Source organism: Enhygromyxa salina (assembly GCF_002994615.1).
In the GTDB taxonomy this organism is placed as follows: Bacteria; Myxococcota_A; Polyangia; order Nannocystales; family Nannocystaceae; genus Plesiocystis; species Plesiocystis salina_A.
Window position 1 is genome coordinate 1 of record NZ_PVNK01000055.1, and the last position, 17,234, is coordinate 17,234.

Here is a 17,234-nt window from a genome sequence, read left to right on the forward strand (position 1 = left end):
CTGGACGGGTCCAACGGCGCTTGGCGGCGAGGGAGGCGAGGTCTCGAGGGTCTACGCGTCGAGTTGGCATCTGCCGATCGTCGGCGTCTACGCTCGCTGGCGACAGATGTCCTCACCGAGTGCTTACATTGCGCACGACGACCGCTGCTCGAGGCCCCGAGGGGTCGCTGCACGTGCACAGCGCCACCTGCCCCGGCGCATAGCCGCGAGCCCAGGCCTGCATCGCCCAGATGATCTCGACGAACCCGCTCGCGGCACCAACGTCACCGATGAACTGCGCGGACTGCCACGTCGGCATGTCCGGCCGCGGTGCACGAAGCACGCGCGCGAGCGCCATGTCGTGCTCTTTTACAAATAGCGTCTCATCTGCGTGGTTGACGAGCTGCCAGTCGACGCGGTCCATGTCCACTCGAGCAGCGACGAGCGCGCTGCGGATCGCCTCGGTCAGGCCAACGCCGCGCACGGGCACGTCGTTGTGCAACGTGGCGGGCTCGTGGGCGCCCGCGTGCGACACGACCTCGAGGCCTTCACTGCGTGCGTCGAAGGCGGACACCAACAAGCACGCGGCCGCCTCGCCCGGGATGATGCCGTGCGGGTTGCCCGGCCCGCGCAGACGCCCGGCTCGACGAAGAGCGTGAAGCTCGATCGCTCCGAGCAGGCAGTCCACCGCGCACACCAGGACATGAGTCGAGCCTTCGGCGATCCAGCGTGCCGCGGCGACGAGCGCTTCGAACGCGGTCTGGCTGCCGCCGCGCAACGTCGCTGTGAGGTCGCGGTTGGGCATGAGATCCAGCAGCGCTCGCTCCGTCTTGGGTCGACCGTCGCGCGTGACCAGGATCGCAGGGCAGCGCGCGAGCGCGAGCTGGGGGACACGGCGCGCGAGATCATGCAGCGCGCGCTCGAGATGCGCAGTTGCGCGATCGCGCTGGCTTTTGGCATCGACGACGCTCAGAACCGATCCATAGATTGACTCACCATCGGCATCGAGTCCGACCAACTCGTCGAGCTCGTCGATGACCGCGATCCCGGCCCGCATCGCGGCGCACGCGGCCTCGGCGTACATCCCGACTGGACAGCACAACCCCACGGCGTCGACCCGCAGTCCGAGCGCGGTCCCGCTCACCGCCGAGCCTCCTCGCGAGCTTGAGCTCGCCAGCGCACGTAGGAGCCCAGGCTCTCGAACAACGGCTTGCCACGACGGTAGCCGACCGGACCGTCGCGAACAGGCCGCTCGCCCACGTGGACGCCTCTTAGACGAGTGAGCTGCTTGGGCAGTCGGATCGACGTCCGCCAGGTCAGGTGCATGCGGTGCAGGTGCGGCTCCACCACGACCGTATCGAGGACAGCGCAGCTCGAACGAAGACCGTCGACGAACGCGAAGTGGATCCACAGCTCGTCCGTCGGCACGACGAATTCGATGACCGGAGCCTCGGACATGTGCACGCAGCGGATCCGCTCGCCGCCTCGAAAGTGCGGGAACTGTTGGTCGACGGGGGCCGCCTGAAAATAGCGCTCGTCGAAGTCCTCGGGGAGCAGCGGGCAGACCTGCTCTCGCCATCGCTGGTCGTAGGTGCCTGCCCAGGCGATCCGCGGCTGCCAGGAGCGACCGACCCACGCGAACCCGTGAGGTCGGGGCCGATCCGAACGCGATCGGATCCGCTCATGGACGGCCTCGATGTTGGGCAAGACGTCTGCATGCCCGACGCCCACCAGGTTGCGGGGATCGAGCTGGCCTCGCGAATCTGCACCACCAAAGCTGCGCTCCCAGGTCAGCGGCATCTCGAAAAAGGGCGCCGGTGACGACGCGCGCGCGAATCTTCCGGACGAGGCCCATCGGCGCTCGCCCGAGACGAGCGCGTCTTTGGCTCGCCCGTCAACCTCGAGTCGAACCGGCAGTTCGCACACCGGGCTGCCGCCGGGGGCGACGGCGCGGCCGAGCACGATGACGTCCGTCAACGGCTTGTAGCGGCAAAAATCGCTCTCCCAGGCGGTGCTGCTGGTTCCAGGGGCGCCCGTGTGGATGTCGGCGTAGACGAAGGGCGCAGGCGGGTCCGTCGAGACCGTGGCGCCGCTCGAATTCACCGCGTAGCTGCCCCGCGCGACGACGACGCAGTGGTCGTGGCCGAGCTTGTCGGTTGCGACCGCGATCGCCGCGAGCAGCGGTGTGGTGTTCGTCGTGATCTGCACGCTAGCAGCCCGGGGTGCAATGCATCGTGTCGCCTCGCGCCGGAATGTTCGCCGAGGGCGCGAAGCCAAAACGCCGCTGTACCGGGCGTACTGCAAGTTTTGGCGACAAAGCCCTCGGCGAAAAGGCCAAGCGAGGCGGCGCGAGGCATTGCACCCCGGGCTGCTAGTCCGGGACTCGACGGCCAAAGAAGTAACGGACGCCGGGCTCGTACTGATCGAGGTTGCCCGTCTCGAGCAGCTGCTCGAGCATGGCGATGGCGGCGAGCGTGTCATGGCGGCCGTTGTCGAGGTAGAAACCGGTGAGGTCGCAGCCCGTGTAGGCCTCGAGCACCATGCGGTGGGTGTAGGTGATGTCCGGCTCGCGGCGCTCGCGGATGTGGACGATGGCCTCGCGGGCGACGTTCTCGAGCTCGAGCACCCGGCCTCCCCAGACGCACAGGTGTGCGGGGATCGAGGCCATGACTTCGTCGATCTTGGCCTTGGTCGCCTCGAGGTGGCTGGCGAAGTCGTACTCCTTGGGCGGGATGTACCAGTCGGGCTCGTCGGGCTGCGGCGGGATCTCCTTGGGGCCCTCGAACACCGGACCCCACTCGGGTTCGAGAAGGCGCGAGAGCATGAAGCAGGCGGAGCTGTATTTGAGCTTGTCCTCGATGCCGCGATACAGGTCGAAGATCACCGGCGCGGTCCACAGGTAGTTGCTCTTCCCGAGGATCTCGAGCGTCCACTGGGCGTGAACGTCGGCCCAGTCAGAAAAGCCTCGAACGGGAGGCTGCAAGACCGCGGGAAGGGATCGCAACAACGACATCGGAGCTGCGTGCGAAAGCAGTAGTTGCCCAACGCCCCAGAGCCACGCGCTGTTGTGAGTTTGCATCACACGGATTAGATGGTCAAAACAGCTGAAGTCCCCGTCACGCGCTCGCGCAAAGACAGCGTAGACAACGGAGTCCGGTCGACTCGAGAGAAGATTGTGATCGGCCCCGACGTCGGGCGGCGGCGGGTCGGCCCAGTGGAAGCCACGCTCCATGGCGATCAAAGTGCCGTCAGCAAACGCGAAGTCGCTCATTTTGAGTGCAGCTCGGCGGCGAGGCCCTGAAGTCGGGTTTGCGCGTTGTCGAGCTCCGCACAGGGCCCACTGAGGACGTCTTTGGGGATGAGGTTTGGTGGGTGGTTCGGACAGCCGCCAGCTGCGAGCGGTGTCTTGTGGCAAACCTCCGAGTGGAGGCTACATTCATGGCCAAGCGCTCTGTAAGCGTTGATACACCTGTGCTTGACACCATCGGAGATGCCGAGCCGACGACGTTCATCGGGGTCAGACGTACGTGGCACGGGGTTGGTCTTCTTGAGGTGGGTGCGGCACCCCGCATTCTCGGGCTCAGTGGTCAGGTTCGGACATGGTGGATCCTCACCTTGCGCGTCGACGAGCCTTTGAAAGTCCCTGCGGGTCTTGTCGAGCTGGTCGCGCGCGCTGTCGATCTTCGCCTGATTCGGGAGCTCCGTCCGCGCATCGATCTGCGTCGCCCAACCCGGCCGCTTCGCCAAGAACGCTCCGATCCCCGCGACCTTGTTCTCGTGGTAGTCGAGCGCGACCTTGTACCACTCGAGCTCATCGATCGGCTCGTAAGCCTCGCCCGTGTCGGGGTCGAACTGATTGGCGTGCAAGGGTCCCTTGCAGCACGGACACTTGTCCAGCGGCCCGTCTGGCCTGGCCCCAGACATGGTCTCCAGCCCCGGACTCGGCCCCTCCCCCGGCGCGCTTCCGTGGTTCGACGTCGTCATGTCGAGGTGGCGACAGACCTTCTTGCCCTCGACCTTGACGTCGATCGACCCCGAAGAGAACTGCGTCTTGCCCGCGACCTGATGCGTGACCAGGGAAGCGCCGAAGTTCCGCGTGGCGGCTTCGTTGCCCAGGGGCTTGCTCTGATAGAAGCTCTGCCCCTGCAGCGCCACGGGCTTGCCCCCGATCTCGACCTGCTTCGAGCCTCTCTTCAGATCACGCGACGACGACGACACCGGGTAGGGCACCGGCACCGGGCCGCTCGGCGGTCCCGGCGGACTCGGGCACACGCTCGGGAACGCCGAGACGACCTTGGCCGAGCCGGCCTTGCAGGCGATGGCCATGCCATTGGCGAAGACGTCCCTCGACACGCGCCCACGCTAGCACGAACCGCAAGTGGCAAGCCAGATCAGCCGCGGTTGACCGCCGGCATCGACTCGCCGCACAGGAACACGGAATTGTCCGCGGTCACGGTGGCGTCGGTCTCCGGGCCCGTACGAGTGACCCCAGACCGAGCGCGAGCTTGGCTCGATGTCGGAGCGAGCGCCGCAGCGCTCGCACGAATTCGGCGAGGACCGCCGAGCAGAGCTTCGCGTCATGGCCCATCGCGTAGCGCAGCTGCCAGGGCAGCGAGCAGACCCACTGCCGGACGGGCACCCGAGGGAGAACCTCGTCGACGAGGTGCGCGGCGCAGTCCGACATCCGCGGCGAGGCCTCTTCGGAGCCTTTTCATGTTTTTTCCTATCACCAGTTTCAAGTGTGGTTAATGGTTTTGATTGTAATCCTGAACATCGTTTCGTCATTAGGCGTCCCAGGTTGGGATATCTCGATCCTGCGTGAGCCGCGCCAGGGCTGCAGTCCGTCGAAGGTGCTACACTCACGCACGTAGCGACGATGCGCCCCTTGTACTGCCACCTCTCCATCGCGTGCACCCTGTCTGTCGGGTGTACGGAACAAAGCCCACAGCTCCCGCCCGTCCAGGTCAGCGGAACCTTGCTGAGCTACGCGGCGGACGAGGACATCGAGATATGTCCGGCAACGATACCCTATCTGGAGCAGTGGATGATCGCCATCGCGGACAAGCTCGGCATTCCCGAACACGAGCTCACTCCCACGACCTACTACTTGGTTGACCAGGCGACCAGCCAAGAACTCTGTGAGGGCGGCGACCTCAGCATTCACTGCGCCGACCACGTCGATGGACAAGTCAACGTCTACGCGTACCATCCGATGAATCGACATGAACTCGTTCACGCTGTGACCGCTGGCACGAAGGTCGGCCCGCCCTTCCTCGAGGAGGGGCTGGCGACGCTGCTCGACGATGGTGTCCCGGTCGACTTGATGCCGTCGATCGACGCGGAGGATCTGGATGACCTGATCGAACTGCAAGATCCGAGAGACCAGCTCGATGTCTATGGTGTCGCTGCCTACATCCTCTATTGGGTCGCGCAGCGGCATGGACTCGAGGCGCTCGCACAACTGCGGTTCGCCGTCGAAGCTCCCACGAGCGCCGCGGCATTCCGAGCAGCATTCGAGGCGACCCTCGGGGAGTCACTCGATGAGATGCTCGCGGAGGTCGAGGGTCAGCCCGGGTGTCAGCTCGTGACCTGCATCGGTGAACCCACGCCATGGGTCGATGGACAATGGACGACGTACTCGCCAACAGGCTGTGAGGGCGGCGCGATTGGCGTGCGGCAACCTGAGGGCGATCACATCCTCCGCCACGCGATCGTCGAGATTGCCGAGACGGGAATCTACGAGATCTCGACCCCGAGCCACGGGGTGTTCCTCGATGCGTGCGAGCAACCCTGCTCGTTCAATCACTCGTTCGGGCTCTCGGTCGGCTCGCACGACTACCCGCTCGCCGCGGGGCGCTACCGGGTCGAAACCTGGAGCGCCGGGCCAGGCCAGCCGACCTACGACGTGCAGATCCGGCTGGCCGAGTGACGACGTCGCCGGTACTAGCAGCCCGGGGTGCAATGCATCGTGTCGCCTCGCGCCGGAATCTTCGCCGAGGGCGCGAAGCCAAAACGCCGCTGTACCGGGCGTACTGCAAGTTTTGGCGACAAAGCCCTCGGCGAAGAGGCCAAGCGAGGCGGCGCGAGGCATTGCACCCCGGGCTGCTAGGGCGCCGCGAGCTCTCGCCGCCACCGATCTCGCGGGAGCAGCTGGAGCGACGCCGACAACGACGACCTGATCGGCCGTCGCGGTCTCGTGTCGCAGCGCGCTAATGCCTGCGTCAACAAGGTGGCCGAGAACCGGACAACAAGGTGGCCGAGAACCGGACCACAAGGGCGCATCCGCACACCTAACGATGCGTGCTCGACACCTGCGTCGCGGCCACCGGCTGGGTCGCGGGTGTGCTGCGACAGGACGGCAGCCCTCCAACTCAAGCGTGATCTCTATCGTGGCCGACAACGCGATCTCGCAGCCGATCTCCAGCTCGCACGCCCAGGCTGTGAGCCCGCGGGGGCGACGGCTCCGCTATCCAGCCGTGACCAAACCATGACCGTTGCGACGACGGCGAGCTCGCACAGGTTCACGACCTCGCGGCCCAACCCCGGCTCGTCGACGATGGTGGGGCCGCGCCCGCAGTAGTTTTGGACGAAGTCCGTCGGGCTGACCGGCCAATCCCCGTTGCCGTCGAGTGTGTAGCACTCGTTCGGCGTGTCGATTGAGTCGGGCTGACAGGCCTGGGTGGTCGCGGTGACTGCGAGCACGACTGCGTAGGTGGGGGGTGCCATCACGGTCTACGCCACCGGTTCTTCAGACGACACCCACCGGATCGTGGTGGCGCGATGGTGAAGCGTTCTTCGAGACTGTTTGTCACGGCACCCGATGGCCGAAGAAGTAGCGAGCGCCGTCGACGTAGTTCTCGGCGGCGGGGCTGTCGAGGAAGGCCTCGGCGATCGCGGCGGCCTCGAGCGGCTTGAAGCTGCCGCGGCGATCGAACATCGCCGTGCAGTCGATGCCGGTCGAGGCCTCGAAGCGGTGGCGGTTCCAGGCTGGGAGGACGATCTTTCGTTGGCCCGCGCACTCGAGGAACATGCGGGCCATCCGGCGCACGCTGGTGGGCTGTCCGCGCCAGAGCAGCACATCCTCGCCGCCAAATCGCTCTGCGAGCATGCTGCAGTGCTCCTCGACGGCGGCGCGGTACTCTTCGAAATTGGCGAAGTGATCGGGGTCCAGCCTCCGCGAGGCGCCGTCGTCGATGACGCTCTTGACGAATACGGGGATGATCTCGTGGTCATCGCTGTGTTCGGTCATGTTGCTCTGGTAGGCGCCAATCAATGCCGGGATGTCGCCGAGCCGGCCGCGGATAGCGATTGCCTGACACCACGAATAGGTGAGTTCAGTGTTCCAGTGCCGTAGAGCGATGAAGTCCAGGAGTTGCGGGAAAGAGGATGAGCGTCCGGTAGATCTGCCCCAGTTTGAAGGACACCTCCGGAAGAGGGAAACTGGAGGGCAATCACGTGCCACGCAAAAAGCGCAGGACATTTACAAAGCATCAGAAGCAGGAGGCAGTCAAGATCTGCCTCCGGTCAACCAAGCCGATCGCCCAGGTCGCACGAGATCTCGACCTCCCCGAGAACTCGCTGCGAGTCTGGGTGAAGCAGGCCAAGATCGACGAGGCTGGCCCTCGCGAAAATGGCCCACTGACCACCGAAGAGCAGGAAGAGCTCAGGCGCCTTCGGAGGGAAAATCGCGAGCTGAAGATGGAGCGCGATTTCCTAAAAAAAGCCGCGGCCTTCTTCGCCAAGGAGAGCTCGTAACGGCTGAGGCCTACGAGCTGATCCAGGCGGAGAAGGCCAACTTCCCAGTCAGCACCATGTGCAGGGTCCTCGGGGTCTCGAGGTCAGGCTTCTACGCCTGGCAGAAGCGAGAGCCGTCGAAGCGCGCCAAGGACAACGAGGAGCTGAGCGCCAAGATCGTCGAGATCTTCGACGCGAGCCGTGGCATCTACGGCAGCCCTCGCGTGACCGAGGAGCTCGGGGCCCAGGGCTTCGAGGTCGACCGCAAGCGAGTCGCGAGGCTCATGGCCAAGATGGGCCTCAGCGCGGACCTGAAGCCGAAATTCCGGGCCGTCAACTCGGAGCCGGCGGCCGAACTCGCGGCCAACGTCCTCGACCGTCAGTTCGAGGTCGACGAGCCCGATCGCGTCTGGGTCTCGGACATCACGTACATCTGGACCGCCGCGGGCTGGCTGTACCTGGCGGTCGTGATCGACCTGTACTCGCGCCGTGTCGTCGGCTGGGCGATGGCGGACCACATGCGCGCCGAGCTCGTCCTCGAGGCCCTTCGCGTCGCCCTCGGGAGCCGCAAGCCCTCCGACGACGGCTTGCTCTTCCACTCGGATCAGGGCGCCCAGTACACGGCGACACGCGTCCGAGAGACCCTCGAGACCAAGGGGATCACCTGCAGCATGAGTCGTCGAGGCAACTGCTGGGACAACGCCGTGGCCGAGTCATTCTTCGCCACGCTGAAACGCGAACACGTCTATCGAAAGCTCTTTCTCACCCACGAGGATGCGAAGTTTTCCATTGCAGAATGGATCGGAGCTTTCTACAATGGCCAACGTAGGCACTCGACCATCGGCTACTGCTCGCCGGTCGAGTACGAGCGGAACTACTACTCGGAGCTAGCCCCGCGTCAAGCCGCATAAAACCAGGTGTCCGAATTTTTGGGGCAAGACCACGGCGTCGCCGAGGAGGTCCGAGCACGTTTGATAGGGAACGAAATCGCTCTCGACCCCCAAGAGATTTGGAACAAGGTCGACGTACCGGAAATTTCCGTTTCGGGCGTGCTGGAAAGCGGATACCCACGCGCGAGTGGGCTGAGCGCGGAACTCTCGTGGGAAGGGGATCAGGGGTTCATGCGGTACAGTGAAGTAGCCACGTCCGCTCCAGTTCAGCCAGATGGGCTTCTTGATCTTCTTCTTGAGGCGACTCATTGGCTCATGATTGAAAGCGACCGAAGCGGGCGTCGATGACTTGACAGGTGGTACACAAGGAGCTGTAAGCAGCAGAGCCGAACCCTCGTGACCTGGAGAGCCAGACTCGCGCAGCTCAAGAAGCGCGCGAAGGCCCGGCCTCTTCGATCTCGATCATGCCCTGCCGTCGGATGAGGCGAAATACGATGAACTCGGCCGGAGCCGCCAGCGCGACGCCGATCTTGCAGACCAGCTCGTCTTCGGCTGCGCTCGAGTCGGCGCAGGAGCGGACAAAGAAGGCCTGCTCGGGGGTGTCGCCAGCGAGGGCCCCCGACTCGTAGGCGGCGAGCAGCTGGGCCCTCAGCTCTCGAGTGAGGCGCATGGACGCGAGGGCGTCGCTGCGCTGCGCTGCGCTGCCGCTGCGCTGGGCGATGTGCTCGGCGTTGCGCTCGATCGCCGTCAGGCACCGTCGCGCGTTGACGAAGCTCAGCGGGTTGAGCTCGGGGCGGGGGCTCGCGTAGGGATCCCACAGCAGGGTGCGGGCGCCCCAGACGTGGATCCCGAAGCCCGGAAACGCGCGCAGCAGGTTGACGCCGCCAGCGTAGAGATCGGCCTGGACCCGATCTTCGACCTGCTCGGTCAGGACCACGACGTCGCGCAGGCGCTCGTTGGCTGGCGGCCGATGGGGCCCGCAGGCGAGGTCGACTCGGGCGTAGACACCCGCGACCGCGAAGCTCGGCGGCAGGGTGTGAGTCGGCGCCTCGGCCCCGTCTTCGACGACGACCCAGGGCCAATAGAGGGCGGCGTAGCCGTGATCTCCGAGGGCGTCACGCCAGCGCAGGGCGGCGAGGGCGTCGGCTTCGATCGGTGGCTCGAGCAAGGTGAACACGCGCCAGCGCTCGCGCGGCTGCGCGAGGCGATTGAGGAACAGGCGCTGGAGCGTGAGCAGCTCGGGGTTCGAGAACAGCGGGCGCTCGGACCCGGCGACCCCCTCGACCGGGACCCGGGCGTGGAGCTCGGGCAAGATCACGAGCGAGACCTCGGGCATGGTCAGGAGCAGCTCGAGGCCGATCGGGCGGACCGGAAGACCGGCGAGCTCGGTCGGGGGCTCGTCCGGGATCCCGAGCATGTCGGCGACGAGCGGGTCGGTGTTGGTGCTGTCGATCTGCGCGCCGATGTTGACGACGACGCAGCGAGCCCCGCCGTTGGCGAAGAACTCGCGCACGGCCTCGGCGAGGCGCGCGCCGGGGGGCTCGTCGAGCGCCTGACCCGCGTCGTCGCGCAGGTAGGTGGCCACGTAGCTCGTCCAGTCGTCGATGCGTTTGGCCTCGTGACGGTGGCGTGGTCCGCCGACGCCGACGAAGCCAACCACGTCTGTTCGGACGCGCGCGGGGCTGGTCTGACCTGGGCCCGGGCGCGCGTTGACTGCAGGGACTGTGAGGTCAAAATTGCTCATGACGGGCTCACCTAAAACCGATCTGATCACCCACATACTCGATGGTGGGATATCCGACAGTGTTACAATTAGATACATTGAACATCGGGCGCATGCCCCGGTCAACGGCATGTTCGGGGGGGATCGAGCGCCGTATCCGGTAATTGATGCGGGCATCGAGGGCGCTGGCGGTCCGTGGTGCAGCTTCTTCACCTGCCCGGACGTTGCGGACCTGCGTCCGTCGTGGAGACTCTCTTTATCGTCTCCGGCCGCGGGGCTGCGCCCCGACCCTGGGCTTCGCTCGGGCCCAAAGCCTCGAGAGACCGTGAATTGTGATGCAGATGGCCATGGAATTCCCCTTTGAACAGGAGCTAGGCATTGATGACGGGGCCTACGTCGAGCGGGTCGTCGGGACCGAGCTGATCGCCGTGCTCGCGTCAGGTCCGGTGCTGCCGGGCATGCCCTCGACCGCCGAATTCGTCGCCCGGGCCTTCGCCGACGACCCTCCCGAGGATGCCGAGCACGCGCTGGCGGTCCTGCACCGCAAGGCCCGCGAAGATCGGCTGGCCTCGGCGACGGCGGCGCTGTGGTCCGAGCGTGGCCTGATGATCGCCTGGGTCGGGGTGGTTCGGGCCCACTTGATTCGTGGCGCGCGGTTAGTCGCGAGCACCCACGATCACACCCTCGTCCACGAGCTCCCGAGCGCCGACGAGCTCGCGATCGTGGCTCCATTCGACGACAGCCCCGCGCTCGAGCGCATCGTGACGCGGACGCTGGGCGGGGGCGGGAGCCCGGGCCAGTGCACCTGGGTCGTGGCGCCGGGTGACGTGCTGCTGATGTGCGCGGCCCACCTCCACGACTTCAGGCCGCCAAACACCTACGTCGATCGGGCGCAGGACTTCGCCCGCCCGCTCGCCGGCCGCCTGATGGTCCAGCGCGAGTCGGCGCTCGACCACTACCAGGAGTCGATGTCTTCGCGCTCGAGGGCGTTGGGCAGCAAGGTCTCGCCGACCGAGTCGAGCTGAGTCAGGCGCGGGGGCAGGCCGGGCGCGGGCATCGGCTGGATGTCGCACGCGCCGCTGTCGAGGTAGGCGAGCGCGGCCGCGAGCATGCCCTCTTCGGGGTCGCCGAGCTGATGGAAGAGGTCGTCCTCGGCGAAGCAGTCGGCGGGCATGCCCTCGAAGTAGTCGGTGTTGCCGTTGGCGTTGACGAGCCGAAAGGTGATCGGGAACAGCAGCTTGTCGCAGAATTCGAAGCTCTTGGAGCCAACCGGCTTGCCCCCGGTCGGCCCGCCGATCAGGGTGACCTTGGCGTAGGGCAAGAGCGCGTTGATGACCAGCTCCGAGGCCGAGAGCGTGCGCGAGCTGGTCAGGACAATGACCTCGTCGGCGCCGAGCGAGTGGCCGAGCTCGCTGATCTCGGTCGACTTGTTTTCGCTGGTGTAGTTGCTGTTGTACTGGAAGGTGTACGCGGTCGCGCCCTCGTGATCGGCCCCGACCGTGAGGTTGACCTGGCGCTCGGCGACGCTGATCAAGCCGCCGCCGTTGTAGCGCAGGTCGATGACCACCGTGCTGACGCCCTTCTCCTTGAACATGGCGTAGGTCGCCTCGAGCTCGCTCTTGGTCGTCTCGACGAACTTGTCCATGATGTAGTAGCCGACCGGGACGCCGCCGGGCCCGTCGACGACCGACGCGACCGGGATGCTGACGATGTCGATCCAGTCTTTGGTCAGCATCACGGTCTCGACCTCGCCGGTCGCGAGGCGCTCGATCTCGAGGCTGACCTCGACGCCGGGCTCGTTGTCGCCGTAGACCGAGGACCAGCTGCCTTCGGCGTCGAGCTGCTCGGCGCTGACGCCGTTGACGCCGAGGATCATGTCACCGCGTAGCAAGTTGACGGCGGTCGCGGGCGAGTTGTCGCTGACGAAGGAGATGCGGACCTCGTTGTCGGGCCCGCGCAGGGTCTTGTAGCCGAGGCCGACGAACTTGCCCTCCATGAACAGAGCGTCGGAGGTCGACTTGTCACTAATTCGGGTCCAGCGGTCGACGCCCTGGCGCAGATCGCTGACCAGGGACTCGGGCGTCTCCCAGGCGCTGAGGTCGATGTCGGCGGGCAGCTCATCGGTCCACAGGTAGAATTCCCGCATGACGTCGACCACGAACTGGTTTTGGCTCTCGACCTCGCAGTCGGCCGGTTCCTCGACCTTGAACGGATCATTGAGCCTCAGCTCGCAGGCACAGAGCCCGAGGCTGATCGACACCATGGCGGTACTTGTCAAAATCTGTTGCAGCTGCATGGTCGCGGAGACATTGAAGCACGCTCGACGGGGGTCGGCGATGGCGGAGCTTCCGCGGGCCTCACGGGCCTGCGGGGCACCACTACGCGGGGATGGGGTGCGGGGCCGGCCGGGCTGAACACGTATGGGAACTCGCCTGCGCCGGACCAGCGGCCCTAGGTACGGGCGCATGAGCGCGGTCCGAAGAGCTGCGCGCGCGTGTTATGAAGCCGGGGTTAGGTCCGGTCGCGCGAGCCGATGGGGCTCGTCGCGGGCGGCCGCTTCCACAACTAGCATCCTCGAGGAGACACCATGGAACCCTTCATCGGAATGATCATCCAGTTCGGCGGAAACTTTGCGCCGCGGGGCTGGGCCTTTTGCGACGGACAGCTGCTCCCAATCGCGGAAAACAGCGCCCTGTTCTCGATCCTCGGCACTTCCTACGGTGGCGACGGCGTCACGTCCTTCGGGCTGCCCGACCTGCGCGGGCGCGCGGCGGTTCATCCTGGCAACGGCCCTGGCCTGTCGCACTACCGACTCGGCGACAAGGGGGGCGCCGAGCAGGTCACGCTGACGGTCAACCAGATGCCGAGCCACAAGCACGGCTACAGGGCGATCGCCGGGGACTCGAAGTCGACGACGGCGGCCGGGAACGCGCTGGGCAACAGCGCTCCGGGCAATGAGATCTACTCGGGTGGCACGCCCGACTCGGCCATGAACGAGGGCGTCATCGCCAACACGGGCGGCGGTCAGCCCGTCCAGATCATCCAGCCCTTCCAGTGCGTGAACTTCATCATCGCGTTGGTCGGCATCTATCCGTCGCGCAGCTGAGCGCTCAACCGTGACCATCAGCGCGTCCTCATTGACGCGCTGGTGTTCGCGTTATCGTGTGGTGAGTTGGGCTCGGAGTGTTCGAGCAGGCCGCGTATTCGGTGCGCGGCGCCGAGGGGGGCAGCTGACGAACAACGCGGCGGTGCTTCAACCGACCCCTGCGGTCGGGCATGGCGCTGGCCGGGTCCTGGTCAGGTGGGCTCGTCGAGGGGCCACTCATGGTCGTGGACGAGTTGCTCGCGGCGCTCGCGGATGGCCTGGGCGCGGTCTGGACGGCCATGCTCGGCGAAGAAGGCCGCGAGGGTCTGCAATGCCGGCTTCGGAGCTGTTTCAACGTATTGGAGCTGGCGCCAGCAGTCGTCCGCGAGCTCGTGCGCCCTCTCGGCTTGCGCGATCCTGTCGAAGATCTCGACGCCACGGGCGAGCACCGTGATCGTGACCGCGTGAACCTGGCCGAAGAGCTGCTCGCAGCGCTCGTAGATCGCGTCGAAGTCCGCACTGGCGGCGAGCAGATCACCGCGCTCGATGGCGTGCTCGTGGTGCAGCAGACGGAGCCGGAGCAGCGCGAAGGGGGTCGCCCACGCGCGGGCGCTCGCCTCGACTTCGGCGAGGGCGGCGCGGGCCTCGGCGGGACGAAAGTGGTGGATGTGGAGCCACGCGAGCCCGGACCAGGCGAGATGGCGCAGCTGGACTTCGTCTCGCTCCCACGCCTGGCTCGTGGCCCGATGCAGGCTCTCGAGCGCATGCGTGTCGTCGCAGTTGCTGACATGACGAAGCGCGCGAACGAGCGAGCCTGATGAATCGTCGAGCGGAGGGTCTGGGTCGTCAGCCGCGACGCCGAGCTCGAGGTGGAGCTCGGCGCGGAGTTGCTTGGAGAGCTCATTCGCGCCGCCGGAGGCCTCCCACTCGTGCAGCGCGCGGCGTGCCGCCGTGCGAGTACCGTGGGGCGGGCGGAGCTCGGTCAGGAGGCGCAAAAGGGCGAGCTGCTCGGTGCTCTTGCTGGCCGAGGTCAAGGTCTCGAGGCGTGCGCGCAGTCGGTCCCAGGTGAAGGCCTGGAGGGTGGCGATGAACCCGGCGTAGCTTGTTGGGGGGTGCCACCAGTCCAAAAAATCGGTGCGCTGCGGGGGCGCGAGGGCGCGGACGGACGCTTCGAGGAGTCCGGGGCGTTGCCACACGCGCCAGGCATGATCCGTTTGGGGCGGCGGCCCCTCGAGCTCGGGCGCGGCACGAGAAAAGAGATGCAGGAGGCGTTTTTCGAGCTCCGAGAGTTGGCGCTCCTGTTGGATCGCGTCCGCAATCGCTCCCAACGCCTGCTCCACCTCTTGGTCGAGAAGGGTGTCAATCGGGCTGTCGTGAACGAGCGCGCCGTCGACCCCGGGGCGCTCGAGCCGACGGAGGTGTATGGCGTCGGTCTGGCCTGGGCGCTCGGGTCCAATTTCGATGAGCAGCGAGCCTGGTGACGGCTCGGGGATCTCGAGCGGAAGGTAGAGATCGTCAACCACGAGGAACACGCGCTGGCGGCCCGTGAGCTGACGATAGCGGTGCTCCAGATCGACCTCGTGCACCGGCGGCAGCTCGCCCTCGTCGCCGAGCTCAGCGACGATCGCGTGCAGGACCATGAAGGTCGTGTCGAGCATGGGCGCGGCGACCCACACGACTCGATCCCATCGTTCACGAGTGCGTTCGAGCGCGGCTCGGGCCAGCGCCGCCCGGCCGACACTGCGCTTGCCACTCAGTCCGATCCGCCGAGCCCCGGCGAGGATACGATCAGCGATCAACTCGAGCTCCACATCCCGCCCAATCAACGGCTCGGTGAGCGCCGGGGGCTCGTCGATGAAGCTCGGCATCCCGGAGCGGTCGGCGGGCCCAAAGCTGGGATCGATGCCGAGCGCGCCGACGGCTTCGAAGGGCAGCAGCAGCCACGGAGGTGGGTCTCGAGGCTCGTGGGGGGTCGCAAAGCGAAACTGCGCCGCGTGCACGCTGAAGAGATCGGGCGCGACATCACCGAGCTGGCGCAGCGCATCGAGCCGCAACATCAGCACGAGGGGGCCGCTGAGGCGGGTGACGAGCTGGTCCCGCCGGCTGTTGAGCTGGGCGAAGCAACGCTCGAGCGCCTCGGGATCTCGACGACTGGCCTCGGTGGTCGTCAGGACGGCCAGCGGCGCGACGCCGTCGACGCTCGCCGTCAGCCGCTGCAAAGGGCCGTCGTCGTCGGCGTCGAGGGGGCTCGAATGACGCAGGTCGCGTTCGAGCGCGGTGGCCTCGAGCGCGACCATCAGCTCGACGTGCCGCTCGGTTCGCGCGTCGGGCACGATGACGAGCAGCAGCGCAAAGCCTTCGCTGAGCGCCAACGCCTCCCGCAGGCGCGCCCACTCGTTGGCGTTGTCAGCCTGGGCCAGCCACCAGGCGAGAGCCTCCTCGTCGTTCACGGGAGTGACTCGATGTCGTCCCAACCGGGCACGTCATCAGCGAAGCCGAGCTCGGCCCAGGACAGCGGGTGGGCGTCGTACCAGGGGCTTCCATTGTGATAGCGAAACATCTTGAAGCCCTGCAGCAAGCTGTCCATGCGCAGCTGGGCCGCCTCAGCATCGGGGAACTTCTTGCTCGGGTGGAGCCTCCGCAGCACGTCCTTGTCTTCGAGCACCAGCGCCTGCAAGTAGGTCTGCCGAACCTGCTGGACAGCGGCCTCGGCGTGCTCACGCGTGAAGGCCTCGGCCTCACCGACCCGGTAGGTCATCTCGGTCAAGAAGCGCAGCAGATCGCGGAAGTAGCCCCCACAGCGCGCGCTGAGCCAGCGAGGGATCGCCTGATCGGCGAACAGATTCCGGGGCACGCGGCGAAACAGGGCCCTCGCCATTGCCTCGACGCCCGCGAAATTGAGGCTGCCATCGCGCTCATAGACCCTGACCATGGGCAAGAACTGCAGCTCCGAGCCAAAGTTTGCGGCCAGCTCCGAGGCCCTGCGGACCATGAAGGGCGGGACCGTGTAGATGGTATGGACCGGGGGCCGCAGATCTCGGCCCTGCACGATGAACGCGCCGAACCAGTGGTTGTGAAACTCCTCGCGGCGCGCAGACGCGTGGAGGTCGCCGGTCGCCCGCTTCTCGGCCCCGTCGACGATGATCACGAGCTCCTTGCCGGCTTCGTGCGAAGCCGCGGCAGCCTGCTCGAGCAGACCGTGGATATGCTGGCGGAGGCCGTCGCGCTGTCGCAGCTTCTTGGCTACTGCCTGAAACAAGGTGTCATCCGTCGTCAGCTTGGCCTTGACGCCCTCGACGTTGCCCTCGACGCTGACCTCTGACTTTAGGAGCCTCCACACCCGTTGGACGTACTCGCCGGCCCACGCGCTGGCGCCCTCGGGCTTGCCGTCGGGGAACACGCTGAGGACCAGCGCGAGCATCAGATCCTCCGTTGAAACAGGCCGCTCGTCGCTGAGCCACTGCCCGGCGTCGGCCATCACGACTCGGTAGCCTTGCGCGCGGAGCTTCTTCTCGAGCTGCTTGAGCTCTGTGGTCTTCCCGCTGCCACGCAGGCCTGTGACGAGCTGCGCCGTGGGCTCGGAGGCAAGATCGATGACGTCCGCGAGGCGGTCACGCCAGGGCGCACCTCGGAGGTTGAACTCGGGGGCGTCGAAGTCGAAGTGGCGCGGGTCTTCGGGCCCGACGGGCTCCTCGGGCTTGCAGTCGGCGATCAGCTTGCGTTTTAGGTCGCGGTCCATTCGCTCGCTGGATCCTACCTTGAACGGACGCTTTCGTCCCCGGGGCCTGTCGCACGCGGCTTGGCGTCCCCGGCGCGACGCGAC

General features: G+C 66.4%; 13 protein-coding genes. 4 read left to right on the forward strand and 9 right to left on the reverse strand.

What is annotated here, in order from left to right:
* Positions 1 to 112: 112 nt before the first annotated feature.
* From ENSA5_RS05005 to ENSA5_RS05020, 4 genes are all read right to left on the reverse strand, one after another.
* The gene (locus tag ENSA5_RS05005; RefSeq protein WP_146155336.1) at positions 113 to 1,123 is read right to left on the reverse strand and encodes a hypothetical protein; all 1,011 of its coding nucleotides are present in this window, start codon (positions 1,121 to 1,123) and stop codon (positions 113 to 115) included.
* Positions 1,120 to 2,187 (reverse strand): DUF2169 family type VI secretion system accessory protein, encoded by a 1,068-nt coding sequence (locus ENSA5_RS05010; RefSeq protein ID WP_181197382.1) that lies wholly within the window; start codon positions 2,185 to 2,187, stop codon positions 1,120 to 1,122. Before ENSA5_RS05010 ends, ENSA5_RS05005 begins: the two co-directional genes overlap by 4 nt.
* A gap of 163 nt (positions 2,188 to 2,350) precedes the next feature.
* A complete protein-coding gene (locus tag ENSA5_RS05015; RefSeq protein WP_181197383.1) occupies positions 2,351 to 2,983 on the reverse strand; it encodes a hypothetical protein in 633 nt (210 codons plus the stop codon).
* A gap of 263 nt (positions 2,984 to 3,246) precedes the next feature.
* The gene (locus ENSA5_RS05020; RefSeq protein ID WP_106390406.1) at positions 3,247 to 4,305 is read right to left on the reverse strand and encodes a PAAR-like domain-containing protein; all 1,059 of its coding nucleotides are present in this window, start codon (positions 4,303 to 4,305) and stop codon (positions 3,247 to 3,249) included.
* Positions 4,306 to 4,954: 649 nt separating this feature from the next.
* On the opposite strand from ENSA5_RS05020, the gene ENSA5_RS05030 reads away from it, so the two are divergent.
* Entirely contained in the window at positions 4,955 to 5,908 is a 954-nt protein-coding gene (locus tag ENSA5_RS05030; protein ID WP_146155337.1) for a hypothetical protein, read from the forward strand.
* 879 nt (positions 5,909 to 6,787) lie between these two features.
* Here the strand turns inward: ENSA5_RS05030 and ENSA5_RS05035 are convergent.
* Positions 6,788 to 7,228 (reverse strand): hypothetical protein, encoded by a 441-nt coding sequence (locus ENSA5_RS05035; RefSeq protein ID WP_146155338.1) that lies wholly within the window; start codon positions 7,226 to 7,228, stop codon positions 6,788 to 6,790.
* Between the two features lie 206 nt (positions 7,229 to 7,434).
* Between ENSA5_RS05035 and ENSA5_RS05040 the strand changes: the two genes are divergently transcribed.
* Positions 7,435 to 8,624, forward strand: a protein-coding gene (locus tag ENSA5_RS05040; RefSeq protein WP_373422421.1) for an IS3 family transposase whose coding sequence is annotated in 2 segments (ribosomal slippage) — positions 7,435 to 7,714 and positions 7,714 to 8,624 — 1,191 coding nt in all. Because the reading frame shifts where the segments join, the coding sequence is not laid out codon by codon here.
* 403 nt (positions 8,625 to 9,027) lie between these two features.
* Here ENSA5_RS05040 and ENSA5_RS35600 read toward each other — a convergent pair.
* Positions 9,028 to 10,347 (reverse strand): phage tail sheath subtilisin-like domain-containing protein, encoded by a 1,320-nt coding sequence (locus ENSA5_RS35600; RefSeq protein WP_146155339.1) that lies wholly within the window; start codon positions 10,345 to 10,347, stop codon positions 9,028 to 9,030.
* 314 nt (positions 10,348 to 10,661) lie between these two features.
* On the opposite strand from ENSA5_RS35600, the gene ENSA5_RS35605 reads away from it, so the two are divergent.
* Positions 10,662 to 11,351 (forward strand): hypothetical protein, encoded by a 690-nt coding sequence (locus ENSA5_RS35605; protein ID WP_181197384.1) that lies wholly within the window; start codon positions 10,662 to 10,664, stop codon positions 11,349 to 11,351.
* On the opposite strand, the gene ENSA5_RS05055 is transcribed toward ENSA5_RS35605, so the two are convergent.
* Positions 11,282 to 12,589, reverse strand: coding sequence for a S41 family peptidase (locus ENSA5_RS05055; RefSeq protein WP_181197385.1), 1,308 nt, complete (start codon positions 12,587 to 12,589; stop codon positions 11,282 to 11,284). The genes ENSA5_RS35605 and ENSA5_RS05055 overlap by 70 nt on opposite strands.
* A 324-nt stretch (positions 12,590 to 12,913) precedes the next feature.
* On the opposite strand from ENSA5_RS05055, the gene ENSA5_RS05060 reads away from it, so the two are divergent.
* Entirely contained in the window at positions 12,914 to 13,432 is a 519-nt protein-coding gene (locus ENSA5_RS05060; protein WP_106390414.1) for a phage tail protein, read from the forward strand.
* 191 nt (positions 13,433 to 13,623) lie between these two features.
* Here ENSA5_RS05060 and ENSA5_RS05065 read toward each other — a convergent pair whose 3' ends face one another.
* Positions 13,624 to 15,861: a hypothetical protein gene (locus tag ENSA5_RS05065; protein WP_106390415.1), complete on the reverse strand. Its 2,238-nt coding sequence runs from the start codon at positions 15,859 to 15,861 to the stop codon at positions 13,624 to 13,626.
* Entirely contained in the window at positions 15,858 to 17,150 is a 1,293-nt protein-coding gene (locus ENSA5_RS05070) for a P-loop NTPase fold protein (RefSeq protein ID WP_106390416.1), read from the reverse strand. The genes ENSA5_RS05065 and ENSA5_RS05070 overlap by 4 nt, the downstream gene beginning before the upstream one ends.
* Positions 17,151 to 17,234 lie beyond the last annotated feature (84 nt).